The sequence below is a fragment of the Kribbella sp. NPDC048837 genome, from assembly GCF_055586945.1.
In genome coordinates, this window is sequence record NZ_JBVJHF010000017.1 from 30,593 (window position 1) to 54,656 (window position 24,064).

The 24,064-nt window shown below is 67.7% G+C and carries 24 protein-coding genes, 1 tRNA gene and 4 pseudogenes; 16 read left to right on the forward strand and 13 right to left on the reverse strand.

All coding sequences use genetic code 11. From position 1 onward, the window contains the following. The first annotated feature begins 3 nt into the window (after nucleotides 1-3). The 5 genes and pseudogenes from dhaL to ACZ6O0_RS42930 all read left to right on the forward strand — a co-directional run bounded on the left by dhaL (nucleotide 4) and on the right by ACZ6O0_RS42930 (nucleotide 4,703). Nucleotides 4-669, forward strand: coding sequence for a dihydroxyacetone kinase subunit DhaL (dhaL, locus tag ACZ6O0_RS42910; protein WP_465770875.1), 666 nt, complete (start codon nucleotides 4-6; stop codon nucleotides 667-669). Beyond that, nucleotides 666-1,067, forward strand: a pseudogene (gene dhaM / locus ACZ6O0_RS42915) (dihydroxyacetone kinase phosphoryl donor subunit DhaM); the annotation flags it as partial. The gene dhaL and the pseudogene dhaM, both read left to right, overlap by 4 nt. 6 nt (nucleotides 1,068-1,073) lie before the next feature. Next, entirely contained in the window at nucleotides 1,074-3,107 is a 2,034-nt protein-coding gene (gene ptsP / locus ACZ6O0_RS42920) for a phosphoenolpyruvate--protein phosphotransferase (RefSeq protein WP_465770929.1), read from the forward strand. 99 nt (nucleotides 3,108-3,206) lie between these two features. Beyond that, a pseudogene (gene glsA, locus ACZ6O0_RS42925) lies at nucleotides 3,207-4,214 on the forward strand (glutaminase A). Between the two features lie 237 nt (nucleotides 4,215-4,451). Further along, nucleotides 4,452-4,703, forward strand: a complete 252-nt coding sequence (locus tag ACZ6O0_RS42930) for a hypothetical protein (RefSeq protein ID WP_465770876.1) — start codon at nucleotides 4,452-4,454, stop codon at nucleotides 4,701-4,703. Between the two features lie 125 nt (nucleotides 4,704-4,828). On the opposite strand, the pseudogene ACZ6O0_RS42935 reads toward ACZ6O0_RS42930, so the two are convergent. Together ACZ6O0_RS42935 and ACZ6O0_RS42940 are read right to left on the reverse strand one after the other, a co-directional pair. Next, nucleotides 4,829-5,154 (reverse strand): annotated as a pseudogene (locus ACZ6O0_RS42935) (IS110 family transposase); the annotation flags it as partial. 437 nt (nucleotides 5,155-5,591) lie between these two features. Further along, nucleotides 5,592-6,101, reverse strand: coding sequence for a hypothetical protein (locus ACZ6O0_RS42940; RefSeq protein ID WP_465770877.1), 510 nt, complete (start codon nucleotides 6,099-6,101; stop codon nucleotides 5,592-5,594). Between the two features lie 16 nt (nucleotides 6,102-6,117). Between ACZ6O0_RS42940 and ACZ6O0_RS42945 the strand changes: the two genes are divergently transcribed. Beyond that, nucleotides 6,118-6,360, forward strand: coding sequence for a hypothetical protein (locus ACZ6O0_RS42945; RefSeq protein ID WP_465770878.1), 243 nt, complete (start codon nucleotides 6,118-6,120; stop codon nucleotides 6,358-6,360). A gap of 311 nt (nucleotides 6,361-6,671) precedes the next feature. Here ACZ6O0_RS42945 and ACZ6O0_RS42950 read toward each other — a convergent pair whose 3' ends face one another. After that, nucleotides 6,672-7,835, reverse strand: coding sequence for a DUF7482 domain-containing protein (locus ACZ6O0_RS42950; RefSeq protein WP_465770879.1), 1,164 nt, complete (start codon nucleotides 7,833-7,835; stop codon nucleotides 6,672-6,674). 464 nt (nucleotides 7,836-8,299) lie between these two features. On the opposite strand from ACZ6O0_RS42950, the gene ACZ6O0_RS42955 reads away from it, so the two are divergent. Next, on the forward strand, nucleotides 8,300-8,830 hold the full coding sequence (locus ACZ6O0_RS42955) for a YbhB/YbcL family Raf kinase inhibitor-like protein (protein ID WP_465770880.1): 531 nt from the start codon (nucleotides 8,300-8,302) through the stop codon (nucleotides 8,828-8,830). Between the two features lie 21 nt (nucleotides 8,831-8,851). On the opposite strand, the gene ACZ6O0_RS42960 is transcribed toward ACZ6O0_RS42955, so the two are convergent. Both ACZ6O0_RS42960 and ACZ6O0_RS42965 read right to left on the reverse strand, forming a co-directional pair. Continuing rightward, a complete protein-coding gene (locus ACZ6O0_RS42960) occupies nucleotides 8,852-9,202 on the reverse strand; it encodes a hypothetical protein (protein ID WP_465770931.1) in 351 nt (116 codons plus the stop codon). Between the two features lie 184 nt (nucleotides 9,203-9,386). Next, nucleotides 9,387-9,926: pseudogene (locus ACZ6O0_RS42965) on the reverse strand (cupin domain-containing protein); the annotation flags it as partial. A 138-nt stretch (nucleotides 9,927-10,064) separates the two neighbouring features. On the opposite strand from ACZ6O0_RS42965, the gene ACZ6O0_RS42970 reads away from it, so the two are divergent. Further along, nucleotides 10,065-10,784 (forward strand): SDR family NAD(P)-dependent oxidoreductase, encoded by a 720-nt coding sequence (locus ACZ6O0_RS42970; RefSeq protein WP_465770881.1) that lies wholly within the window; start codon nucleotides 10,065-10,067, stop codon nucleotides 10,782-10,784. Continuing rightward, entirely contained in the window at nucleotides 10,781-10,903 is a 123-nt protein-coding gene (locus ACZ6O0_RS42975) for a universal stress protein (protein WP_465770930.1), read from the forward strand. The genes ACZ6O0_RS42970 and ACZ6O0_RS42975 overlap by 4 nt, the downstream gene beginning before the upstream one ends. Here the strand turns inward: ACZ6O0_RS42975 and ACZ6O0_RS42980 are convergent. The 3 genes from ACZ6O0_RS42980 to ACZ6O0_RS42990 all read right to left on the reverse strand — a co-directional run bounded on the left by ACZ6O0_RS42980 (nucleotide 10,893) and on the right by ACZ6O0_RS42990 (nucleotide 14,550). Beyond that, on the reverse strand, nucleotides 10,893-12,101 hold the full coding sequence (locus tag ACZ6O0_RS42980) for an NAD(P)/FAD-dependent oxidoreductase (RefSeq protein ID WP_465770882.1): 1,209 nt from the start codon (nucleotides 12,099-12,101) through the stop codon (nucleotides 10,893-10,895). The genes ACZ6O0_RS42975 and ACZ6O0_RS42980 overlap by 11 nt on opposite strands. Nucleotides 12,102-12,168: 67 nt before the next feature. Beyond that, nucleotides 12,169-13,776, reverse strand: a complete 1,608-nt coding sequence (locus ACZ6O0_RS42985) for a helix-turn-helix transcriptional regulator (RefSeq protein ID WP_465770883.1) — start codon at nucleotides 13,774-13,776, stop codon at nucleotides 12,169-12,171. A gap of 111 nt (nucleotides 13,777-13,887) precedes the next feature. Then, entirely contained in the window at nucleotides 13,888-14,550 is a 663-nt protein-coding gene (locus ACZ6O0_RS42990) for a PadR family transcriptional regulator (protein ID WP_465770884.1), read from the reverse strand. Between the two features lie 59 nt (nucleotides 14,551-14,609). On the opposite strand from ACZ6O0_RS42990, the gene ACZ6O0_RS42995 reads away from it, so the two are divergent. From ACZ6O0_RS42995 to ACZ6O0_RS43010, 4 genes are all read left to right on the forward strand, one after another. Then, nucleotides 14,610-14,801: a hypothetical protein gene (locus tag ACZ6O0_RS42995; protein WP_465770885.1), complete on the forward strand. Its 192-nt coding sequence runs from the start codon at nucleotides 14,610-14,612 to the stop codon at nucleotides 14,799-14,801. A 68-nt stretch (nucleotides 14,802-14,869) separates the two neighbouring features. Then, nucleotides 14,870-15,292, forward strand: a complete 423-nt coding sequence (locus ACZ6O0_RS43000; RefSeq protein WP_465770886.1) for an ester cyclase — start codon at nucleotides 14,870-14,872, stop codon at nucleotides 15,290-15,292. 342 nt (nucleotides 15,293-15,634) lie between these two features. Next, nucleotides 15,635-17,128 carry an HD domain-containing phosphohydrolase gene (locus tag ACZ6O0_RS43005; RefSeq protein ID WP_465770887.1) on the forward strand — a complete coding sequence of 498 codons (1,494 nt, stop codon included), beginning with the start codon at nucleotides 15,635-15,637 and terminating at the stop codon, nucleotides 17,126-17,128. Nucleotides 17,129-17,211: 83 nt separating this feature from the next. Continuing rightward, complete coding sequence (locus tag ACZ6O0_RS43010) at nucleotides 17,212-18,051, forward strand: alpha/beta fold hydrolase (protein ID WP_465770888.1); 840 nt, start codon at nucleotides 17,212-17,214, stop codon at nucleotides 18,049-18,051. A gap of 799 nt (nucleotides 18,052-18,850) precedes the next feature. Here ACZ6O0_RS43010 and ACZ6O0_RS43015 read toward each other — a convergent pair. After that, the gene (locus tag ACZ6O0_RS43015) at nucleotides 18,851-18,997 is read right to left on the reverse strand and encodes a hypothetical protein (protein WP_465770889.1); all 147 of its coding nucleotides are present in this window, start codon (nucleotides 18,995-18,997) and stop codon (nucleotides 18,851-18,853) included. A gap of 3 nt (nucleotides 18,998-19,000) precedes the next feature. Beyond that, on the reverse strand, nucleotides 19,001-19,507 hold the full coding sequence (locus tag ACZ6O0_RS43020) for a hypothetical protein (RefSeq protein WP_465770890.1): 507 nt from the start codon (nucleotides 19,505-19,507) through the stop codon (nucleotides 19,001-19,003). A gap of 324 nt (nucleotides 19,508-19,831) precedes the next feature. On the opposite strand from ACZ6O0_RS43020, the gene ACZ6O0_RS43025 reads away from it, so the two are divergent. Continuing rightward, the gene (locus tag ACZ6O0_RS43025; protein ID WP_465770891.1) at nucleotides 19,832-20,194 is read left to right on the forward strand and encodes a hypothetical protein; all 363 of its coding nucleotides are present in this window, start codon (nucleotides 19,832-19,834) and stop codon (nucleotides 20,192-20,194) included. Nucleotides 20,195-20,509: 315 nt separating this feature from the next. Here ACZ6O0_RS43025 and ACZ6O0_RS43030 read toward each other — a convergent pair whose 3' ends face one another. The 3 genes from ACZ6O0_RS43030 to selD form a co-directional block, all read right to left on the reverse strand. Further along, complete coding sequence (locus ACZ6O0_RS43030) at nucleotides 20,510-20,839, reverse strand: hypothetical protein (RefSeq protein ID WP_465770892.1); 330 nt, start codon at nucleotides 20,837-20,839, stop codon at nucleotides 20,510-20,512. Between the two features lie 114 nt (nucleotides 20,840-20,953). Continuing rightward, nucleotides 20,954-21,361, reverse strand: a complete 408-nt coding sequence (locus ACZ6O0_RS43035) for a hypothetical protein (RefSeq protein ID WP_465770893.1) — start codon at nucleotides 21,359-21,361, stop codon at nucleotides 20,954-20,956. Nucleotides 21,362-21,493: 132 nt separating this feature from the next. Continuing rightward, nucleotides 21,494-22,495, reverse strand: coding sequence for a selenide, water dikinase SelD (gene selD / locus ACZ6O0_RS43040; RefSeq protein ID WP_465770894.1), 1,002 nt, complete (start codon nucleotides 22,493-22,495; stop codon nucleotides 21,494-21,496). Nucleotides 22,496-22,619: 124 nt separating this feature from the next. Between selD and ACZ6O0_RS43045 the strand changes: the two genes are divergently transcribed. Both ACZ6O0_RS43045 and selA read left to right on the forward strand, forming a co-directional pair. After that, nucleotides 22,620-22,716, forward strand: a tRNA-Sec gene (locus ACZ6O0_RS43045). 49 nt (nucleotides 22,717-22,765) lie between these two features. Beyond that, the gene (selA, locus tag ACZ6O0_RS43050) at nucleotides 22,766-24,064 is read left to right on the forward strand and encodes an L-seryl-tRNA(Sec) selenium transferase (protein WP_465770895.1); all 1,299 of its coding nucleotides are present in this window, start codon (nucleotides 22,766-22,768) and stop codon (nucleotides 24,062-24,064) included.

Here is a 24,064-nt window from a genome sequence, read left to right on the forward strand (position 1 = left end):
GACATGGCCCTCACAGGAGTGGCGACGACGATCGACGCCGCGGCGGTCAAAGCCTGGCTGCGTGGCTTTGCCGAGGAGGTGGCAGCCAATCGCGACCTGCTCACGCAGCTCGACGCGGCGATCGGCGACGCCGACCATGGCATCAATCTCGACCGCGGCCTGACCGAGGTGATCGCCGCGCTCGACCTCCTGGCCGACGCGGTGCCGGGCGTCCTCCTCAAGACCACGGGGATGACCCTCGTACGCACGGTGGGCGGTGCCAGCGGCCCCCTCTACGGCACCTTCTTCCTGCGGATGTCCGCGCCCGCCGGCGACCTGGAGACTCTGGATCCGGCTCGGCTCGCGGATGCGCTGCGGGCCGGCCTGGACGGAGTGGTCGCCCGCGGACGCGCACAGGCAGGAGACAAGACGATGTACGACGCGCTCGCGCCGGCCTGCGATGCCCTGGAGACCTCGCTCGCGGACGGGCTGGATCTGACCACCGCCCTGAAGCGAGCCGTGGCGGCGGCTGACGCAGGTCGGGACGCGACACTCCCGATGCTCGCGCGCAAGGGCAGAGCCTCATATCTCGGCGAGCGCAGCGTCGGTCACCAGGATCCAGGGGCCACGTCGTCGGCACTGCTCGTGTCAACACTGGTACGGGTCCTGGGCAAGGGGAGTGCCCGGTGACCGGTCTGGTCGTGGTCTCCCACAGTCGAGCGTTGGCCGACGCAGCTGTCGCCCTGGCCTCGGAGATGCTGCACGGGTCCGAGGTACGCATCGCGGTCGCGGCCGGGCTGGACGCGACGACATTCGGCACCGACGCCACGGCCATCGTCGACGCCATCACCGCGACGGACGATGGCGATGGTGTCGTGGTCCTGATGGATCTCGGCAGCGCGGTCCTGTCGGCGGAGATGGCCCTCGATCTGATCGAGCCCACCGTTCGCGACCGTACGGTGCTGTGTCCGGCGCCCCTCGTCGAAGGGCTCGTGGTCGCGGCCGTCGCCGCGGCCGGAGGAGCGTCACCCGCGCAGGTCGCGGCAGAGGCGATCGGGTCGCTTGCCGCCAAGCAGTCACATGTCAACCCCATCGTGGACGTCCTCGACCCCGACTCGCCGCAGACTGATGAGACCGGCGCCGCACCACTCTCGGCGGTCGTCAAGATCCTCAACCCCCACGGTCTGCATGCCCGGCCCGCCGCGCGGCTCGTCCAGGAGGCGCGGCGGCACGACGCGAACGTGCAACTGCGCAACCTCGACACCGGAACCGGACCGGTGCCGGCGACCAGCCTGTCCCGGGTGGCTGCGCTCGGAGCCCTCCAGGGGCACCGCGTCGAGGTCAGCGCCACGGGAGCTCAGGCGCGTGAGGCGCTCGAGCATGTCGTCGCCCTCGCCGAGCGCCGGTTCGACGAGCCCGCCCCCGCCATCACCGAGCAGGCTGCGCCGATGCCGTACGCCGGCGGCCCACTCGCCGCCTCGCCAGGCATCGCCATCGGACCTGCACTGTCCATCCGCTCGGTCGACGTCAACGCACCGGACACGGACGCAGACGACGAGGTCGTCGAGTGGCGACGGCTGCGCGCAGCGGTCGCCGAGGTACGACGACAGATCCAGCTCCTTCGAGTGACCGCGGCACGAGAAGTCGGCGAAGCCGAGGCGGGGATCTTTGATGCCCATCTCCTGCTCATCGACGACGCCGAGCTGCTTGACGACGTACACGCTCGCATCCGCACCGGGCTCTCCGCGGCCCGCGCCTGGCTCGACGCCATCGCCGCGGTCGAGGCGAGGTTCGCAACCGTCGCGGATCCCTACCTTCGAGCGCGGGCAGCCGACGTCCATGGGGTCGGCCAGCATGTGGCTCGCGTGCTGGTCGAAGCGCCCGAGGTCCTCATCGACGGCGAAGGCATCGTCATCGCCGACGACCTCACCCCGGCACAGGTGGCCGACCTGGACCCGACCCGCGTCAAGGGTCTGGTGCTCGCCTCGGGAAGCCCGACCGGACACAGCGCCATCCTGGCCCGCTCGCGTGCGATCCCCGCGATCGTCGCCGCAGGCCCCGGCGTGCTGGCCATCCCGGCAGGCTCGACAATCGCCCTCGACGGCACCGCCGGCGCGCTGTACGTGAACCCGGACGAGCAGACGCGGCGCAAGCTCGAGGCGCTGGACGAACACGCCAGCGCCATCGCGGCGCTCGCGATGAACGCCGCCCACTCGCCGGCCGTCACCACTGACGACATCGAGATCCTGGTCGGGGCGAACATCGGTTCGGTCGCCGACGCGCAGGCCGCCGGGGCGCACGGCGCGGACCTCGCCGGCCTGGTTCGCACCGAGTTCCTCTACCTCGACCGCCGCGACGCGCCCACCGTCGAACAGCAGGTGGAGGTCTATCGGGCGCTGGCCGCCGCACTCGGCGGCCGCCGCCTGACCCTTCGAACGCTCGACGTCGGCGGGGACAAGCCGCTCCCGTACGCGCCCCAGCCGCCGGAGAAGAACCCCTTCCTGGGCATGCGGGGAATCCGCCTCGCGCTCGCCCAGCGGGACCTGCTCCACGACCAACTGCGCGCGATCATCCGCGTGGCGCACGAGACGCCGGTCAGCGTCATGTTCCCCATGGTGAGCACCCTCGACGAGCTGCTCGAAGCGCGGCGCCGCCTCGAGCAGGTCATCGAGCTCGACGGACGCGGTCAACCCGCGGGTCTTCAGCTCGGCATCATGGTCGAGGTGCCCGCCACCGCCCTCAAGGCCGGGGCCTTCGCACCCCACGTCGACTTCTTCAGCATCGGCACCAATGACCTGACCCAGTACGCACTCGCAGCCGAGCGCGGCAATCCCGCGGTGGCCGCGATCGGCGACCCGCTCGATCCCGGGGTGCTGAAGCTCGTCGACTCGGTCTGCCGGGCAGCCGGCGAGCGATGCCTGGTTGCGGTCTGCGGCGAGCTGGCCGCAGATCAGAAGGCTGCGGCGCTGCTCGTAGCCCTGGGCGTCCGAGAGCTGAGCGTTGCGCCGGCCTCGGTGCCAGGGATAAAGCAAGCTGTCCGTCTCGTCGCGGCGACACCGGACCATGACTTCCTGCCGCAGTACTTCGCCGCGACCGGACCTGCCGAGGTGCGGGCAATGCTGAGCTGACCACGCCGGCGCTCAGAGCCGCCTCGTTCGATGACGTGTTCTGTCTGTCGTAGGCTGCCAGAGTCAAAGACCAGTGGGGATCTCATGACCAAGCTTTCGATGCACGAGAGTCTCCCGTTCGAGGAGGCGACGGCGCCTTCGCTGGTGTCCACCGGCGAGCTTCCACAGACCGAGCAGGTCAGGGATGCCGTCACCGAGGCGTACGAGCGCTATCGGTCGAACGGCGACGGTGCCGTCGCGGACTACATCCCTGCGCTGGCGAGCGCATCGCCTGCACTGTTCGGGATCTGCGTGGTGGGGGCCAGGGGCCGGTTCTTCGAGGTCGGTGACGTGGAGTCGGCCTTCTCGATCCAGAGCGTCTCCAAGCCCTTCGTCTTCGCGCTGGTCTGCGAGGCGATCGGGTATGAGGCGGCGCGACATCGGCTGGGCGTCAACAGCACAGGATTCCCGTTCAACTCGCTGATGGCCGTCGAGTTGAATGATGAGCGGACGATGAACCCGTTGGTCAACGCGGGTGCGATCGCGACCACCAGCCTCGTTCCCGGCGACACGGCCGACGAGAAATGGGAGACGATCCGGGACGGGCTTTCCCGCTTCGCCGGTCGCGAGCTCACCTTGAGCAAATAGGTCTACGAGTCTGAGTCGGCCACCAACATGCGCAACCAGGGCATCGCCCATCTCCTGGACAGCTACGAGCGGCTCTACTTCGACCCCGACGAGGCCACCGACGTCTATACCCGGCAGTGCTCCCTCGACGTGACCGCCCACGACCTCGCGGTGATGGCTGCCACGCTGGCCAACGGCGGGGTGAATCCGATGACCGGCGCGCGGGTCATTGTCGCGGGGGTGTGCCGGCGGGTGCTGGCGGTGATGGCCACCGCCGGCTTGTACGAGCTGTCCGGGGACTGGCTGTATGAGATCGGGATGCCCGGCAAGAGCGGCGTCAGTGGCGGCATTGTGACCGTATCGCCCGGCAAGGGCGGCCTGGCCACCTTCTCGCCTCCGCTCGATGCCGCCGGAAACAGCGTGCGCGGCCAACTCGCCACGAAGTACCTGGCCGAGCGGCTCGGGCTCAACCTCTTCGCGTCTGAACCAGCGGAAACCTGACCGATTCACGCGCCCGCTCGAAGGTGGAGCCCGCCCTCGATGCCCATTGCTCTGGACAACTACATCCTCTCGACCATGACGGCAGGCAAAGGGGCACCTCGCGCCCCAGGATCCACGGTCCGGTGTCGGGGGGTGCCGGTCCAATCAGTGGCTTCGTCCCCGCTGAGCCGCTGGTGGCCCTTGTCCTGGTCAGGACGCACGGCGAAGCTGGAAGGGAGGCAACCCGGAGGAGCGTCCATGAGCACTCACACCGAAGAACTCGATCACGAGCACTTGCCTGACGACGGCTGCGAGACAGTGCCCCACGGCGACCACATGGATCATGTCCACAACGGCGTACAGCATCCGGAGAGCAAGGTGCACGCGAATCACGGCGACGAGCACACCGAAGGGGACGGGTGCGAGACGGTCCAGCACGAGGACCATGTCGATCATCTGCACGACGGGCATCGGCACTACCAGCACGGCGACCACGTGCACGAACACTGACAGCGGCGACATATCCCTCGCGAAAGCGAGAACCATTTGCCATCTGATCGGGCCGCACCCGATGCGGACAGTCGGAGTAAGCGCCAGGTACTCAGGAGCGCCTGAGGGACGTGGAACGACGATGCGGGTGTGTACGACTGTGCTGATGCAGTCCTTGGCGTCGGGTCGCCGCGCCGAGTCCTTGGGGGTCCACCGAACCGGGTCAGGAGCTCGAGCACGGCGGGGTGCTGGATCTTGGGTCCGAGTACGCGTTCCAGGGAGGATGGATCTGGGTGAGCAGGCCGCGGATGCGGTTGCTGACTCGGGTGACCTCGCCGGCCAGGTCGTCGTCGTACCCGACGATGACTTCGAGGTCGGCGAGTGCCTCGTCGCCGGTGTCGACGCGGCGCAGCGCGTGCGGCATCGATCGGGCGGCTTCGGCGATCACGTAGGCGTCGCGGGCGTTTGACCGTCGCCGTCGAGACCGCAGGGCGTGATGCTCTTGCTTTCCGACGTCCAGCCCCGAGAACACGGCGTACTCGGTGCGACTCAACCAAACCCCTCCCTCACCAACCAGACGCAGCCAGTCTGGTCGCTGGATCAGGCGAAGGAGGCCGGCACCCACGTTACGAAGAGACCTACCCACAGCCGGGTGGCCCCGTCCCTGTCAGCGGTCAACCAACGCCACTAGACCCGGCGACAACACCCCCGGATCATGCCTACGACAGGGGCAGTAAGTCATACCGGGCCCAGCGACCAGAACCCCGCACCGTGGGATCACGAAAAGAGGTAACGGGCGACCGGTTCTACCTGGTCGCGACCGACCTGCGCCTCTACACCAGCCACGATGGGGACCGCCACCAGCGCCGATGCAGCCGCTCCATCATGGTCTGGGGTCGCCGGACCTGGTCAAACTGGGCCGACGGGCGACTGGTCGAGGTCGCACCGCCCGGGGGGGCCGGGCCGTGTGTCGATGCCGCCCGCGGGGGCGGCGGTCACTGCGGCGGCGTCGCGTTCGGCGTCGATGTAGGTGTCGCGCGGAAACTCCTCGCGCCACGGGACTCCCCGGGTGTCGGGTACGGCGACCGCCTCGGCCATCACGTTCAGCCAGACGTCGAGCTCGTCCTCGCCGCTCGGCCGGATCTCGATCCCGTCGGGCATCACGTCGTACGCCTCCTCGATGGCGATGCCGAGCACGTTCTCGCACGACTCCAAGTGGTACCCACGTCGGCTCAGGGCGATGCCGCCCCGCCAGACCCGGTGGCGTAGTGGGATGCCGTCGATGACGATGTCGTCGGGGTAGCCGGTCGCTGCCTGGAACGCGTCGCGTTCGATGCGGAGCACCCGGAAGCCTTGACGCTGGTAGAAGCGCAGATTGCCGGTGTCTGCTGTCGCGGTGGCGACGAGAAGGCGAGCCACCCGCGTTCTGCCGGCAGTGTTCGTGCGCGGCTCCAACCAAGGCCCGGCCGACGCCTGTGCCGCGTCGACTCTCGGCGACCGCCATGCTCTAGAGTTCGGTGGTGTCGTCGTCGGTGATCAGCTGGAGGTGTCCGATGATCTCGCCGTCGTCTTCGGCCACGAATACGGCGCCGAGGTCGAGGTAGGTGTCGATCTGCTGCTCGGAGTTACAGCACTACAGAAGAGGCATTCCCGACGCAGGGATGTAAGCAGTGGCTGAGTGTCGACATGGCCTGTTCGTTGCTGTCGGCGTACGACCGCGTCCCCGATGCTCGGCGAGTTCGAGGATATACCGGTCGCACCTCTGGTCTCCTGCTGCTGGCGAGGCGGACGTAGAGCTCGCTGTTGCCTGAGCTGAGGACGGCGCCCGGACCCCGCCACCGTGGATCCGGAACCAAGTCAACCTCTAGCACCGACGGATGATGGGCCAGCAGACACCGCCGATCCATGGCGTGGTCGCCGACGCGATCTACCCGTCAGCCGACCAAGCGGCGGGGTGCCCGGCGCCGGGCACCCCACCGCGCTCGGTTGTCAGTGCTGGGAGTCGGGCAGCGGCTCGGCGAGGTTGTCGGTTGGCGCCTCGTCGATGAAACCGATGACAGGGCAATTGATGATCACGCCCTGGGCTCCGTACGGCGCGCCGCCGGGTCCGGTGATCAGGTCAGGGCGACTGGCCGCCAGGTTGAAGATCTGGTTCTCATCGATCTGCCGGGTGTTCAGGCCGAGTTTGATGGCCTTGTCGGTCCATTGACCGAACTGAGCCTCCCAGATCGGGCTGTAGGCCTCCGCGTGACGCGGGCTCTCCAAGGTCGGGAAGTCGCCCTGGACGTTGAGCGCGTCGCCGCCGTTGCGGAGTGCGTCGATGAGTGCGGTGTTGCCGGCCGAGGCGTCCTCGGAGGCGTGTCCGTCACGGATCAGATGCGCGAGGCCCTGCGCCTGCGGGTTGTTGGCTCCGGTCTGGCCGTTGAGGAAGGGGAAGATCCTCTCCCGGGCCGAACCGAGGGCGTCGTCGCCACCGTTGTACGCGATCTTGGAGAGGGCGGGTACGTAGGTGGCGCGCTCGAGAGTCGCAGCTCCGGGATCGTTCGACTCGGTGCTGATGTAGAGGATCGGCTGACCGGCGTCGAATCCCTTGACCAGCAGCAGGTCGACCCAGGACTGGTTGAACTTGCCCGGCGCGGCAGGCGGCGCGATGTGGATGCCCAGCACTCGGTCCTCGGTGTTGGTGTGGTGGACCACGTCGAACGGACCGTCGCCCGTGGCAACGATGGGTGCGTTGTAGACCACCGGTGAGCCGGCGAGCCGGATGAATGGGCTGTAGTCGGCGTCGCCGACCCCACCCGGTTGAGCCTTCGCGGGCGGGAACCCGTCCGGTCCAGGTACGAGTACCCGTGTCGGGCTGAAGTCAGGCGCACCGGGACGGTCGATGACCGCCGTACCGAAGCGGTTCTCCTCGGGAGTGGGTGCCTCGACAGTGGCGGTCTGCACGCAGGTGGCGCATCCGATCCCGACATTGGCCAACTTTGCGGCGTGGTTGACATCCAGATCGGCGGCGATGCCTGGGTCGGACGCCTCGGTGATCACGTACCAGACGGTCTCGCCCTTCACATGCGCCTTGTACAACGGCAGCCGTACCGTCTCGCGTGTCAGATCCACCTGCAGCGCACTGTGGATCGTGAGTTTCTCGGTCGGCAACAGGCCACTTTTCTGGCCCGGAAAACTGGACGCCGCGGTCGCGGTCGCTGCGTGATCCCGCGTGTGCGTACCGGCAAAGGCACTGCCCCCACCAACGGCCAACGGCACCACCACAGCGAATGTCACCGCCGCTTTCCGCGCACGGCGGCCTGCAGGCCACCGCAGTTCTCGAATCATTGCTTTCTCCTCGGAACGACTCACCAGCCCGCGCTGGGCTGATGGCCCCAGCCAAGCTGACGCATGCTGGACCGTCTAGTCCAGTCGCGATTACCGTTCCCTTATGGACATTGGAGGCCCAGGCGACGCCCTGGCCCGGGGCGGACCCTTGCGTGAGGCAACGGTCTGCGAGAGTGCTCGCCAACGCATCCGGCGGCCTTTCAGATCGGCGTTCTCGAGCCGTAAGGAACGGCTGGGCCCTACTGGTCCTACTTTTAGGTGTGGCTCGTTCAGCGATTGCTCTTGCCGTGCTGTTCGTGGTCGGCTGCTCGGCACCAGCAATCAATGGCGGGAGTCGGCCGCCGGCTTCGGACAGGGGAGGTTTCTCGGTGCTGCCGGGCGACGGATTCCATGCCGACGGGAGCTTCGATCCACGGATGACCTGCGACGGAGCCGGGGACTTCTCCCCGCCGTTGGCCTTCCGGCATGTGCCGGCCGGAACGACGGAGCTCGTCTTGTCGATGGTCGACGACGACAAGATCAGCGTTCACGGCGATCCCTTGATCCACTGGGTGCAGTGGAGAATCTCGCCCACCGAACCCGGGGTCGTGGAGCATGCCAAGCCCGACGCCGCGCGCGAAGCGCTGAACGATTTCAACGAAGCGACGTACGACGGACCGTGCCCGCCGGCTGGACAGACACATCACTACCGCTTCACCCTGACCGCGTTGTCCAAACCGCTCGACCTTCCGTATGGCACGCCGGCCAGAGAGGTGCTGGCGGCTGCTGGCCCTTCGACAATCGCGACCAGCACCTTCATCGCTATCTATGGGCATTAGGTGGTTGGATCCTGGAAGGTGTCAGTGGTCGTAGGCGGTCAGTGATCGCTCGCTGGTGGCGCGGCGGTGTTCCAGTGGTGCCAGATCCCTCGGCCAGGGCGAGCACGCGCTGGGCGACGCCGGTGAAGCCTGCGGTGAGGTGCCGCCGCTGTGCGGTTCGAGGTCGAGCCGGCCTTTCAGGGCCAGGTTGACCGATTCGATCCGCTGCGGGATGCCGCCGAGATTGCCATTGTGGTCGGCCACGTCCTTGCGGTCGGGACGGAAAGCCGCAGCCCCAGGCGCTCGGCGAACAGATGGAGCTCGTGTCGGCGGAGCCTTGTCGGCGAAGCTGGACCTGGCCGGGCGGATTAGGTGGTGGTTGCGCTGCAGCACCGCGGCCACCACTTCGCGTTCGCCGAGCTGGCATCAGCAGGGCACGACATGATCGGCAGAGGCCTTGGTCCAGAAGTACGGCCGCGCAGTCGTCGCCGGCCTCGCCGGACTCGACCACCGGATCACCTAGCGCTCTCAGCCATGAGACCGGTGTTCCTGGCGAATCCATGCCCACCCAGGCACGAAGCAGGTGGATCAGCAGGAGGTCGACCAACCGGTCGAGCAGAGTGGCCGATGCCAAGCCCGGCCTGGCGAGCTCGCTGGCGAGCAACCGGAGGGTGTCGTCCAGCGCCCCACCGCCCGAGCCTGCGGGTACGTGCATGACTGCTGGCAGGAGCGAGAGCAGTGGCGTTGCGACCGCGGGATCGTGGTGGTACGACGCGCAGAGAATCCGCGTCGTACCCGGTCGGCTGCCGACATCGAGAATCCCACCGGCTGCCGATGCCCGCTCTGCAGCCGCATGGTCGAACGGCTCCAACGGCACTCCTGATTGGCTCGAGAGGGCATGCCCGGAGCCGGTCGGGAGGAGCACGACGTCTCCTGGCATCAGCCGCAAGGGATCTCGATCCGCGATCTGCAGCCAAGCTGTGCCGGCCGCGAGTGCATGGAAGGCCGCACCGGGGACCTGATCCAGAGACAGACCCCAAGGCTCGCCCGCGTGAACTGTCGCCGCAACGGAACCACGCACTCCGGCGACAGCCAGCATCTCCGCCAGCAGATCCATGTTGTGAGTTTATCCAAACCTAGCGCTGCAGCTGTGACCTGAGACTATCGGCAAGAAAGTGCGAGTTTTGAGCATGGAGACGCGCAGTGTGTGCGACTTACGGTCGGAGACCCGTCCGCTTTCCTCGAAGGGATCTCCATGAATATTTCGGGTAGCACCGCTCTGGTTACCGGTGCCAACCGGGGCCTCGGCGCTCACCTCGTGTCCGAGTTGCTCAGTGGCGGGGCCGCGAAGGTCTACGTCACCGCGCGGACCCTGCACTCAATCGACCAGGCCGTGGCGGCCGATCCTCGAGTTCACACTCTCGTGCTCGACGTGACGGAGCAGGACAGCATCGACGCAGCTGTGCAGGCGGCGCCGGATGTCAATCTGCTCATCAACAACGCCGGTGTACTCGGGTTCGGCACTGCGCTCGACGGGGACCTCGAACTCTTCGCGCGCGACTTGCACACCAACTACCTGGGTACTGTCCGGGTCACTCGCGCGTTCGTTCCGGCACTGGGGACGAACGGGCCGGCCGCGATCGTCAACATCCTCACGCTGATCGCCTTGGCGCCAGTCGGTCCGATGGCTGGGTACTCCGCCTCGAAGGCCGCGGCACATTCGTTCACCCAGGCCTTGCGTGCCGAGGTACGTGATCGCGGGATCGAGGTGATCGGGGCGTATCCGGGCGGCATCGACACCGACATGCTCGCCGGGGTGGACGCCGAGAAGGCCGACCCGGCCGACGTAGCGCGGCGAGTCGTGGCTGCCATCGCTTCACACGATGGCGTCGTGTGGCCGGACAACGTCGCGGAGGCAGCGGGCAACGTCTACCTGAGTAATCCGCTGCAACTCGAGCGGATGCTGGCGAGCTGACTCCGCGGAGTAGCCGCGGGCACGGCGGCTTCGCTGGGATGTTGCTGGGCTCGGCCAGTCAGCACTGCGTGCAGCACGCGAAGACTCCCGTCGCTGTGATCCAGCATGTCAAACGGTGATCGGTGCGACGGGCTTGTCGGTTCTGGAGAGGATTCGGTTCACGTTCTCCTCCGAGAAGAAGGTGGTAGGTGAGATCGCTCCGGCGATGACGCTGACGAAGTCGTTCATTGCCTCCTGGTTGTGGCTGACGGCTTGGAGGAGGTGCTGCATCTCGGGTGGTGGTGGCGCCAGGGTGGCCATTTGGGAGGTGAACTCGTACATCGCCGAGACTCGCGCATCGCGTTCCTGGTGCCATGCGCCCATGACGTCCTCAAAGGGCTTTCCGCCGCCGAGCCACTGGTCGATCGCCTCGCTGCAGCGGTCGGCGTCGTGGAAGGCGTCGCTGATGCCTTGGGCAGTGATTGGGTCCTTGGTGTAGCCGGCATCGCCGACCAGCGCGTACCCGTCGCCGTACGGTGTGCGGAGCCAGCCGGGCACGGCCCCGCCGAGGAAGGGCGCTTCTTGCGTGGCGCCGGCGAGGCGCGCGACGAAGGACGGGACCTGTTCGAGCGTCTTGTAGAAGTTGCCGGCGACATCGGTCTTGAAGGCTCTGGCCTCGGCGTACGGCCAGCCCATCACGATCATCGTGAGTTGATCGTTGGTGGGTGCGACGCCGAACCCACGGTCGGGCAGGATGTAGTTCTCGACCTGGTTGCACGGGAGCCCGCTGAAATAGGTGTAGTAGGCGTATTGCAACCGGGGTTTGGTGTTGTAGTCGACAGCGCCGACAGCCTTGGCCACTCGGCTGTTGCGCCCGTCGGCGCCGATCACGATCTCGGCGTGCTCTTCTCGCCCGCCGCAGCGGACGCCGACAACTCTGCCGTTCTCGGTGAGTACTTCGTCGACGTTGCAGCCCTCGCGCACCTCGGCGCCGGCCTCGCGGGCGGCATCGACCAGCAGTTTGTCGAGTACTGTGCGGCGAGGAGCGTACGCGACGTCGATGCCGTCGACAGGCCGCGTGGTGCCGCTGATCTTGATCGGTCCGAAGTCGAAGGTATAGCTCGGGATCGGTGGGCAGCCGGTGGTCGACAGCCGGTCGAGCAGCCCCCAACGGCGCAGGGCCGCTACGCCGGGGGCATGGATGATGTGTGTCGAAAGGGTGTCGCTGGGGAAGGTGTCACGGTCGAGCGCGAGGACCTGGTAGCCCTTGCGGGCCAGCAGCATTGCGGTGGGTGATCCCGCGACCCGGGCCCCGATGACGATGGCGTCGTACGTCATAGCTCCTCCAAAGTCGGCTTGCGTCCACCGTCGTCGGTGGATGTGGAGCCGGTATGGGGGAGTTCCCCTATTTCGTGGCGGGTCCGCGGCGTACGGCGTACGCCGCGGCCTCGGCGCGGTTGCGGAGCCCGAGTTTGAGCAGGATGTTGCCGACGTGGTGCTCGACGGTCTTGCGGCTGATGAACAGACGGTCGGAGATCTCGGGATTCGACAATCCTTCGCCGAGCAGCCGCAGTACGTCGTCCTCGCGCCGGCTGAGCGACTGACCGGAAGGAGCGGGCGGGGCGACGCGCTGGCCGAGCTGCCGCAGGACCGCGGTGGCTGCGTCCACATGCCGTGCGGCGTTCAGCATTTCGAAGCTGCGCAGCGCGTTGCGTGCCTCGGTGACCGCGACCTGCGGGTTCTCTCGGCTGCAGGCCCGTGCGAGGTCCAGGCGGCACTGACTCGCCTCGAGTGGGAGTTGCGCCGCGGTGAAGCCGTCGAGGGCGTCCCGCAACCATGCCTTCGGGTCGCCTTCGCCCGCGCGGCCACGGGCCAAGGCGACCAGAGCGTTCGCGTACGGCGACGGATGGGCCTTCGCACACATCGCCATCGACTCGATGGTGTCGCCCGGGTCCTCGCCGGCGGCGAGTTGCGCCTCGACGAGCAGGGACAGGAGCCCGAGGCACGAACTGGATCCGGCATCGGCCTTGCGCACGGCGTGTTCGAGGAGATCCAGTGCGACCGCGTTCTCGCCGTTCGCGAGAAGAAGGGCGGCTCGTGGCTGAACCGCGTCGTCGTCGGTCAGATCGTGGAGTAGCGTTGCCGCTTCGTCGTACCGGCCCTGCTTGACGCGCAGATCAGCGAGCCGTGCCAGCGCACCGGCCTTCAAGGTACGACGTCCTAGCGCCCACAGCCGGATTGCCTCCGTCAAGGTTGTCTCGGCTTCGGGCCAGCGGCCGGCGGCGGTCAGGATGCCGCCGTAGTGTGTATGACAGTAGGCGCTCACAGTCGGCAGTCGCCGCCGCTCGGCGACCCGTTGACCGATTCGCATCCACTGCTCGGCGCGGCGTACGTCGTGCGCGTGCTCGCAGGCCGCGAACAGTTGGCAGAAGATCTCCTCGACGATCATGAAACTCTCGACCTCGTCACCTGAGACCGCCGCACAGGCTTCGTCGAGCAGCAGCATGCCCTCCTCGACGCGGTCGTCGTGGACCAGACTGGCACCGAGATACGCCAGACCGGCGAGGGCCAGGTCGGCGTCCCCGTGGCTGCGGCCGATCTCGATCGCGAGCTGGAAGTGGGCGTTCTTACGGGCACGGTTGGCTTCGAACATGCCCTCGGTCAGGGCTACCCAGCCGCGCTCCTCGGAGTCGGGCAGGTCTGCCAGGAGTGTCTTGGCCCGCGCGATCCAGCCGGCGGCGACGGCCCAGTCACCTGATGTGGAACCATGCATACCGGCGAGCAACCGCGCCACCCGCGCGGCGCCGGCGCCGGCGCCAGTTGCGCGGTAACCGGCGTACGCCGCCTCCATCTCGGCCAGCGACCGCTCGTACTCGAGCAACAAGAACGATGCGGACGCGAGCAGTTCGAGTGCGTCGGGAGCGCTGTCGGCATGCTCGAGAACCGCCCGCGCTGCGCTCGCATCTCCGCTTCGCAACGCGGCCCGTGCCTCGGCGATCAGCTCTGTTGTCATACTCCGATCACCCCACCGTGCATTACTTGCGAGACAACCTCGCACCAGCCAGCGGGTCAACCCCAGCAACCGTTACCCGATGATTACAGAGGGCCGCGACACTCAGCCCGTTCATTTGCTGTCTGGGGTAGTGCGGAGTGTCCGATGCTCGGCGAGCTCGAGGATGTACCTGTCGATCTCCAGTGTGGGGTCGGCCTGGCTCGGATCTGCAGGCCAGGTCTCGACCACTTCGGTGGCCCAGGTGGCCCAGCGATCGACCAGGTCGTAGAAGTCGACCATGAACCGGGCTCCGACCGATGTCACCGCGGACCGCTGGGGGAACGGGCCCTGGCCAGCCAGGTACTCGCGGGCAGCCTCGACGAACACGTCGAGTTGCTCGGCGGCCCAAGCCCGGGAGGCCGCCAGGGTGGCCAGTGCGTCGTCTCGGGTGCCGAAGTCGGCGAAGAACAGCTTGATCTGTTGTTCGAATTCCAGGCTCGGCCCTTCGCCGGGTGTTCGGAGCCACTCGGCGAGTGCCGTGCGACCTGGATCGGTGATCGCGTACATGGTGCGCGGCCTGCGACCGACCATCTCCTTGGTCGCCACCGCTAGTCCGTGCGCGACCAGTTTCTTGGGCTCCTCGTAGAGCCGGCTGCGCGCCCGCGGCCAGCTGCGGTTCAAGGTCCGCTCCATCTGAACCGCCAGTTCGTAGGTCGTCCACGGCTGGATCGCGAGCAGACCGAGGACCGCGAACGACGTGGTCGTCAGTGCAGGTGTTCCCTCCACCCTTGACACATAGTCTCCTTAGGAGTATCCAGGAATAGTCCTATTGAGAGTATCGTGGCGAGGCCTCGATGACCACCATCGGGAACCAAGGTGATCAGCACCTGACTGCGGTTGACGCAGGCAACGTGGAGCAGTTCGCAGCGTGGAACGGTGACCAGGGCGAGCAGTGGGCGGCCGACGAAGGTTTGCGATACTTCGCGATCTGCTTGCCTGGACCGTCCGAGACCTCGACCCTGACGCTGCTGCGGCGGCCTGGCTGATCACCGCGCGCCGCGCGGACCGCGCACCGTGACCACCCAGGAATCTGCAACCAGCCAAAGGGCTCACCATGAACCAAGACAACGAAGACCTACTGCGCCAGTTCATCGCCGCGTTCGAGGCCGGTGACGACACCACACTCCGAAAACTCGTCCAGCCCGACCTCATCGACCACACCCTCCCGCCCGGCGCCGCCCCGGGGATCGACGGATTGCTGTACGCCGTCGCGTCGTACCGTCGAGGCTTTCCCGACCTCCGCATCAGCATCGACCACGTCATCTCCGACGACGACGGCGTGGTCGGCTACGGCCGCATCACCGGGACGCACACCGGCACCTTCTTCGGCTCACCACCGACCGGTCGCTCCGCCGAGTTCGCCTACATCGACATCTACCGAGTCCACGACGGCTTCATTACCGAGACCTGGCACCTCGAAGACATCGCTGCGCTGATGCGCCAGCTCGCGGAGACACCAGGCGGTGCCACGGCCTGAACCACCGACGAATCTCGCGCACCGGTAGCGCTGCGTCCAGGTCGTTGTGCCGGGAACTCAGCTGTTGAAGCCCTGACAGTCGACGCTGGTGTCCTTGCTTGCGCGGTCTGGCCGCTGCAATCGAGCGTCGCGCCCTTCTGGCTGGAATGAGCTCGTCCCGCCGGCCAGCGCGTGATCCGGCCTGAACCGGCGTCAGACCAGCGCGGCGGTCCCGGCCGGCGTTCAGCCCGGGGCCTATTTCCGCGCGAGGCGCATCGAGGTGGGCAGATCTAGACTGGGGCGGTGGCGGCAGTTGTGGATCGGGGGAGCGTAAGGCTCGCAGAGCTCGTGGCGACTCTGTCCTTGGCCACTGACCTTGGCCGCGGCGAGCCGATGGAGCACTGCCTGCGCCAGACGGTGATCGCGCTGCGGATCGCCGATCGCATCGGCGTAGTAGAGCGCGACCGTGTGGCGACTTATTACACGGGCTTGCTCGCCAACGTCTACTGTCACGCCGACGCCCACGAGCAGGCCGAGTGGTTCGGCGATGACATCGTCGTCAAACACGGCGCCTACGAACCCCACGTCTTCGAGTTCGTGCGCATGATCGGGGCGAGCGAGCGCGGCTTGGCGCGGGCGCGGAAAATGGCGGCGTTCCCCGGCCAGGGCGTCGCGCTGCTCAAGAGCATGTACGACACGCACACCAGGCTCGCGAGCCAGTTCGCGGCGCGGATCGGGCTCGACGACGCCACCTGCCGGGCGTTGCGCGAGACCTACGAGCAGTGGGACGGCAAGGGTGGGCCGCGGAAGCTGATGGGCGAAGAGGTCTCGCTGCCCGCCCGCATCGTCCAGCTCGCTGACCTTACCGAGGTGGCGTACCGCCGCCGCGGCCTTGACGCCGCCCGCGAGTACGCGCGCAAGCAACGCGGGAGGAGTTTCGACCCAGCGCTGGCCGACCTGTTCATCACCGAGGCCGAGGAACTCGTGGCCGGCATCGATGCCGCCTCCAGTTGCTGGGAGGACGTGATCGGTGCCGAGCCGTCGCTCACGCTCTTCGTGGGCGGCGATGATCTCGATGCCGTGCTCGGGGCGATGGCTGATCTCGTCGACATGAAGTCGCCGTGGATGTCGGGGCACTCGCGCGGCGTGGCCAACCTTGCGCGGGAGGCGGGCCGGATATCCGGGCTTGCGGACGACGAACTGTCTGCGTTGCACCGCGCCGGATTCATCCACGACCTGGGCCGGCTCGGCATCTCCAACGCGATCTGGGACAAAGCGGGGCCGCTGACACCCGCAGAGCTGGAGCACACCCGGCTGCACCCCTACCTGACCAGTCGTATGCTCGCCGGCGTTCCGGCGCTGGCCCGCAGTCGCGAGCTGGCCGCAAATCATCACGAGCGGCTCGACGGCTCGGGGTATCCCCGCGGCATCGACGCGGCGCAGCTGACGCCCGCCGACCGGCTGCTGGCCGTCGCCGACGTCTACCACGCGATGACCGAGCCCCGCGCCCACCGCGCCGCCATGCCCGAGAGCGAGGCGGCCGCCGAGCTGCGCTCCGAAGTGCGGGCCGGGCGCCTCGACGGGGACGCAGTGAACTCCGTGCTCAAGGCGGCCGGGCACCGGGTCAGCGCCCGGCGCGAGTGGCCGGCAGGCCTCACGGCCCGGGAGGTCGAGGTCCTGGGTCTGCTCGCGCGCGGCTATTCGAGTCGGCAGATTGCCGAGCGCCTGGTGGTCACACCGAAGACGGTGTCCAACCACATCCAGAACATCTACCTGAAGATCGGCGTCTCGAGCCGGGCGGCTGCAACGCACTTCGCGATGCAGCACGCGCTCGTCGGCAGCTTCGAAGGGCGCTGAAAGATGAGGTGATCGCCTCATGCGGGCGGTGCGCCTCGCTGCGACGCTTGCGTCCTATGAGCGAACGATTTCGAGGCGATCACATGCAGTACGAGACGAGCACGGACGGCACCGTCCTTAGGGCGGGCGGGGTGGCGATGCGGGAGGCCTGGGAGCGGTTGATCGTCGGGCCGCTGGATGCCGATCGGTCGGTCCTGTTGTTGCCGGGCGGCGCCTGCGCGGCGCGGTCGTTCGATCTGGTGATGGCGGAGCCGGCGCTGTCCGGTGTCCGCCTGGTGGCCACGACGCTGCCGGGCATGGCTGGCGCGCCCGTATCCGCAGACGTGTCAATCCCCGCCATAGCTCGCAGGGCCGGGGAGCTGGCCAGAGAGAACGCCTGCGACGTGGTCGTGGGGTTCTCCTACGGCGCCTCGGTCGCGTTGGACATGGTGCTGTCAGGACATTTCCAGGGCCCGGTCGTGCTGCTCGGTCTCAGCCTGACGACCCCGGACGAGTCCACGTTCTTCCGTTACGTGGTACGGGCGTCACAGAAGGTGGGCAGGTGGCCGATGGCCATCCTGTTCCGTCTGATGCCGCTGATGGCCCGATCCGCCAAGACATCGGAGGAGCACAAGAAAGAGCTGATCGAAGACTTCAAGCAGAACAGGGCGAGCGATGCGGTCCGAGTGTGCGGCGAGTACCTCGACTACATCGCCGCGGACCGGACCTTCGCCGCCGAGCTGGTTGCATCGGGCAGCCCCGTGTGGGTCGTGCACGCCGAAGAGAAGGGGGATGGCGGCCTCACCGACGCCGAGCGCGCCGCACTCGACGCGGCTCCGAACGTGACCCTGGTGACGATCCCCGGCGCGGTGTTCCTCATCCCGGACGAGGCTCCACAGCGTACCGCCGCCGTCATCGCCGACGCATTGAAGCAGGCGACCTGACCGACGGCCGTCAAGCCGGAGCCGAGTCGAGAAGCAGCGAAAGGGCGTGTTCATCGCGGCAGGTCGCCGGACTGGCCGGTGTTTGCGCGGTCTTGGAGCGTCTTCAGTAGCGAGCGCTCGGTCGCCCTTGGTCTTGCCGAAGCCGGAGACTGGGCGGACGTGGCCGTCGTGGTCGCCGCCACTCGCGCTCGGTGATACACCGGCAAAGTGGTGCGTAAGTGGTGCGTCCGAGACACAGCAAAGCCCAGGCCAACGCTCTGACCTGGGCTGTTGTGCGCCGCCAGGGACTCGAACCCCGAACCCGCTGATTTCCAGCCCAGGGTGATCGTTGTATGTCACTGACGAGCGAAATCTTTGCTAGTAAGCAATTCGCTCATCGTGCAGCACTCATGGGCTCTCATCGTTGCCCATCCTGTCGCGCTGATTGAGGTGCGTAAAGGGGTGTCCAGCTGGAAGCAGTTCAAGCAACCGCCAGGACCTCCCTCTGTGACAGGCTGGGGTGGCCGGATGGTCGGGCATGTCGAAGGCTCGGTCGGTCATCGCGGCCTTGTTCGTCGAGGGGCAGTCGGCGTCTGAGGTCGCTGTGCGCTACGGCGTGCACAGGGCCTGGGTCACAAGCTGAAGGCCCGGTACCTGGCCGAAGGTGAGGCGGCGCTCGAGCCGCGGTCGCGACGCCCGAAGACCTCACCGCGCGCGACCCCGGCGGCCACGGTGGAGCTGGTACTAACCCTGCGCAAGCAACTCGGAGACTCCGGGCTGGACGCGGGCGCGGACACGCTTGGTGGCACCTGCTGCACCATCACCAGGTCAGGTTGTCGCGGGCGACGATCCACCGGATCCTGACCCGGGCCGGCGCGGTGACACCGGATCCGGCCGAGCGGCCGCGGTCGTCGTACTTGCGGTTCGCCGCCGAGCAACCGAACGAGTGCTGGTAGTCCGACTTCACCCACTACAGCCTCACCACCCCACCGGTCGGCCCGGTGTCGATGTGGAGATCATCACCTGGCTGGACGACCACTCTCGGTGCGCCCTGTCGGTCACCGCCCACGCCCGCATCACCGGGCCTATCGTGGTCGCGACCTTCCGCGAAACCGTTACCCAGCAGGGGATCCCGGCCTCCACGCTCACCGACAACGCGATGGTCTACACGACCCGGCTGTCGGGCGGGGAAAGGCGGCCGCAACGGTCTCGAGACCGAACTGCGGCGCCTGAACATCGTCCAGAAGAACTCCCGCGGGACATCGACGACGTCCTCGCCGTTACGGACCAGGCGGATCCCGACGTGTCTGCCGATTGCCCTGGTATCCCTCCACTGCCCAGACCCGGTCAGCCACTGCTGGGCGTAGGTGAGCATCGCTCGATAGCCGGCTGGGTCGGTAGCGAACCTCCGGCCACCGACCACCTGCTCGTCGCCGGTCATCACCTCGATCGTGGCCGACCGCTTGGGCGGATCCATTCCGATCACCACCGCGGATCTGGCCGGTGCAGGCATGTGCGCCTCCCGTCGTTCGTTCCCATCGGGTCGTCGAGCAAGGGAGGGAGGGCAACGCTACTTCGAGCCGAGCAATCCCTTGAGCCTCTCCCCGCCCTGGGGCGGCGTCGGGGACAGCGCAGGCCAAATGAGAGCCACACAAACCGCGAGGGCAGCCGAAAAGAGAGCGACAGCCCGGACGCCTAGACCGAGCCTGGCCGAGCACCGGTCATGGGGCAATAAGACAAGTAGCCGATGAGCGGGCGTTGCGCGTCCGCACACGTATTCGCTGCCCTGTATCTCCGGTCAGTGGCGGTGATCGTCATCTGTGGTCGTGCGCTTCGGCTCGAGAGCCGCACCAAACGCCGATTGTTTGCCGCAGCCCGCTTCATCGGCCGCGTGGAGGGGCACGCAGATTATCGTGTTCGGTGCGGCGGGGACGGCCACGCCGGCGCCGCAGCCCCAATACCACCGTCCGAGCGGGCCACCGGAGGGAAGTCGATGAGCGATCTGCATGATGATGTCCTCGCAATCTCGCCGGAAATTCGCTACGTCGCGGCCGCTCACGGTCAGCGAGTGCAGATGCGATCGCGGCCTGATCTGCACAACGCCTCCAGCAGCGACAGCGACCTGTACGAGGAGCTCCTGGTCAACCCCACCCTGCTCACCTGACCACCCAGCGCGGCAACATCGACTGCGGCGGGCTGCGCTATCTCATCGTCGGGTACGGCCACTTCCACCAGCTGATCATCCCCAGTCCTGCCGGGCACGTGTCCGTCGCCTTTGAGCTCGGCGCCAACCCGGCCGATCACCTGCAAGCGATCTTGCGCGTCATGACGCATCACGGCCAGCCCGCAGTCTGAACGCCCGGCAAGGCAGACGAGGCACCTGCCAACGCGCCCTCAGCTGAACGTCGGCATATGCCGCAGTCGAGGCGATCCGCGGACACGCTGCGGGCGTTGGGTAGCACAGTTGGTTTCGATGGCATCAACGGTGGAAGACGCCGTTACGTTCGCTCCACACCTCGGCGACGACGGTCTGCTGCCCGTGCCGGTCCGATGTGTAGCTGAATCCGTCGTCGCTTTCGACGTGGAACCAGACCGAGGCTGGGCCTCGTACAAAGGTTCCGCCGACATCCTTCTCGTTGTCGTCGACCCGAACGCGTTCGCCGCCGCCCTCCCAGTTCACCTTCATCGCCAAGGTGCCGATCGCGATCGGAGGCTTGTGCTGCAGTGAGGCAATGGTGTCGTGGAAGTCAGGCAGGATCACGTCCTGCACCACCAACGTCGCGCGGCCGCGCGCGGTGTCGGCCGACACGTTGTCAGGGTGCGCTCGCGTCGTCCAGAACAACCCAGCGGCGGAGATCCCGGGGTTGAAGTCGTGGGTCTGGGTTGCGAAGGTGGGGTCGACCGACCCCTCGAAGACGTCGACTCAATAGAAGGCGAACGTGCCGACGCTCTGCCGGCCGTCGAGGCCGATGAACGTGCCGTCCATGAACCGGACGTCGACCTCGAAGGCGTGGGCCGCGTTGGCGCCGGTTCCCCGCCCGTCGATAATCGCTGCCGCGACGTTCCCCTTGAAGTTGGTGATCGTGCTGGGCTCCCCCTCGCCGGGGAGGAACACATGGAAGACCTCGCCTCCCGGGGTGATCTGGAAGCCACCTGGGATAGGTCGCGCCGCAGCGGTCGAGAGGTGACGATGCTGCGCCGGCTGTGCGGATGCAGCGGGCGCGCCGACCAGCCAGCCTCCGCCGACGGCGGTGCCGGTGAGTCCGGCGGCACCGGCCATGAAATGACGTCTGGCCAGCCCCTGGCGCTGACGCGGCGTCCGGTCCGGCATCGCGGTTCCTCCAGCGGTTCTCGGCAACATCGCAGCCACCCCCTCCGTCGCTCGTTTTGACCATACGCCCGCCCCAGAACCCGCGCCAGCGTCGATGCCGTCGCGATTTCACGGCCCGCGATGGCGGGGCGCTCAGCCGCGCATCACGACGTCGTACTCAGTCCGCTCGACTAGTTCACCGATGATCGGGCAGCCCGGGAGCTCTGCGGCGACCAGCAGTCCGCCCGACGTCTGCGCGTCGGCGAGCAGTAGTTGCTCGACCTCGGGTAGTGATCCGAAGTCAGTGCTTGGTACGACCCACGCGAGGTTGCGACGGGTGCCGCCGCTGATGTAGCCGGCGGCCGCCGACTTGCGGGCCCCGTCCAGGTAGGGCACTGCGGTGGCATCGATGACCGCCGTCACACCACTGGCCCGGACGAGCTTGACGAGATGGCCCAGGAGTCCGAAGCCGGTGATGTCGGTCGCGCAGCGAGCGCCGGCGGCCAATGCCGCCTGCGAGGCGAGCTCATTGAGCGCGGCCATCGTCTCGACCGCCTGCGGGAACACTTCGCCGGTCTGCTTGTGCCGGTTGTTGAGCACGCCCAACCCGAGTGGCTTGCTCAACGACAGCGGGTCTCCCGCCACTCCCGCGTCGTTGCGCAGCAGCCGGGCGGGGTCCACAACGCCCGTGACCGCCATCCCGTACTTCGGCTCCGGGTCGTCGATGCTGTGTCCACCGCCGACGTGGCAACGGGCCTCGCGGGCGACGGCGAGCCCGCCGCGCAGAACCTCCTTGGCAAGCTCGAACGGCAGCACATCCCGCGGCCACGCCAACAGATTCACCCCGACCAGCGGCCTCCCGCCCATGGCGTAAACATCCGAGAGTGCGTTCGCAGCGGCGATGCGCCCCCAGTCGTAGGGGTCGTCGACCACCGGAGTGAAGAAGTCTGCGGTGGCGACGACGGCCAGGTCGGCGGTCAGCCGTACGACGGCCGCATCGTCGCCGCCCGCGAGGCCGACCAGCAGGTCGTCATCCAGGGGGCCGCCGAGCAGGTCGGCAACGACCAGCTCCAATTCGCCGGGTGGGATCTTGCAGGCGCAGCCGCCACCGTGAGCGTAGTGAGTCAGCCGGTAGGTGCCCGCGCCGGTCGTCATGTCACACCCTCCCCGCTGGCGAAGCAGTGCCCACAGCGTAGAGCCGCACCTTGCCAGGATGTATACGGAGACGCCGGCCGCGACCCATCGCCCTGCCGCTTCGGGTCGTCCTATGCTGGCGAGCGGAGGCGTCAGGGTGTCTGGTGGCCCCCGCGGTCTTCAAAACCGTTCGGGACCGAGGATCTCGGTCCGGCGGGTTCGATTCCCGTCCGCCTCCGCCATCTTTCGTGAGTCGATGACGAGACGGGCGCGCCGCCGTACCGTCGAGGAGTGGTCGACGAACGACGCCGGATCCCGCGGGTCGACGGTCTGTTGGCGGACCCGCGGTTGGCCGACGCGCAGGAACGGCTGGGGCGGGCACTGGTCAGGCAGCTGGTGAACGAGGTCCAGGACCGGGCGCGCCGGGGTGAGATCACGCCCGAGCAGGTGGCTGACGTCGTCGTGGCGGAGCTGCCACCCCGCGCGAGCGGCATGCGTCCGGTCGTGAACGCGACCGGGGTGTTGCTGCACACAAATCTCGGCCGGGCGCCGCTGTCCGCGGCCGCCGTCGACGCGGTGGTGGGGGCAGCGGGATGCGTCGACGTCGAGTTCGACGTGGACAGCGGTCTGCGGGCTCGCCGCGGCCGACAGGTTCTGAAGGCTCTCGCGGCGGCCGTGCCGGCGGCAGGAGATGTGCATGTGGTGAACAACAACGCGGCCGCCTTGGCGCTCGCCGCGACGGCGCTCGCGGCGGGCCGGGACATCGTACTGAGCCGGGGCGAGATGGTGGAGATCGGCGACGGGTTCCGCATCCCCGACCTGCTGACATCCACCGGTGCGCGCCTGTGCGAGGTCGGGACCACGAACCGTACGACGCTCCGCGACTACGCCGAGGCCGTCGGACCGCAGACCGGTTTCGTGTTGAAGGTGCACCCGTCGAACTTCGTAGTGAGGGGGTTCACCGCCGAGGCTTCGGTGCGAGAGCTCGCTTCCTTGGACGTACCCCTCGTGGTCGACATCGGATCCGGTCTGCTCGCGCCGGACCCCTCGCTGCCGGACGAGCCCGACGCCGTGACGACACTTGCTGATGGCGCCACGCTGATCACCGCCAGCGGGGACAAGCTGCTCGGCGGACCGCAGTGCGGCTTCTTGCTTGGTGATCGCACCTACGTGGAGCGGCTGCGTCGCCATCCGCTCGCCCGGGCCATGCGTGTCGACAAGCTGACCCTCGCCGCGCTGGAAGCGACCCTGAGGGGGCCGACCTCCCCGATCTCGCGCATGCTGCACGCGAGCGCCGACGAGCTCGAGGCACGCGCCAGTTCCTTGCTGGTCGGCCTTACCGCGCTAGACCTCGACGTACGAGCTGTGCCGAGCCAGGCCAGTACCGGAGGCGGCGGCGCGCCAGGACTAGTGCTGGCTAGTACGGCGTTGAGCGTGCCGGGCGAGTACGCGGAGGTACTCCGGACCCACGACCCCGCCGTCATCGGACGGATGCACGCTGGACGGCTCCTGCTCGACCTGCGAAGTGTCCCACCCGAGCTGGACCACGTGTTGCACGACGCGATCACCCGCGCCGCCGGACAGGCCTGA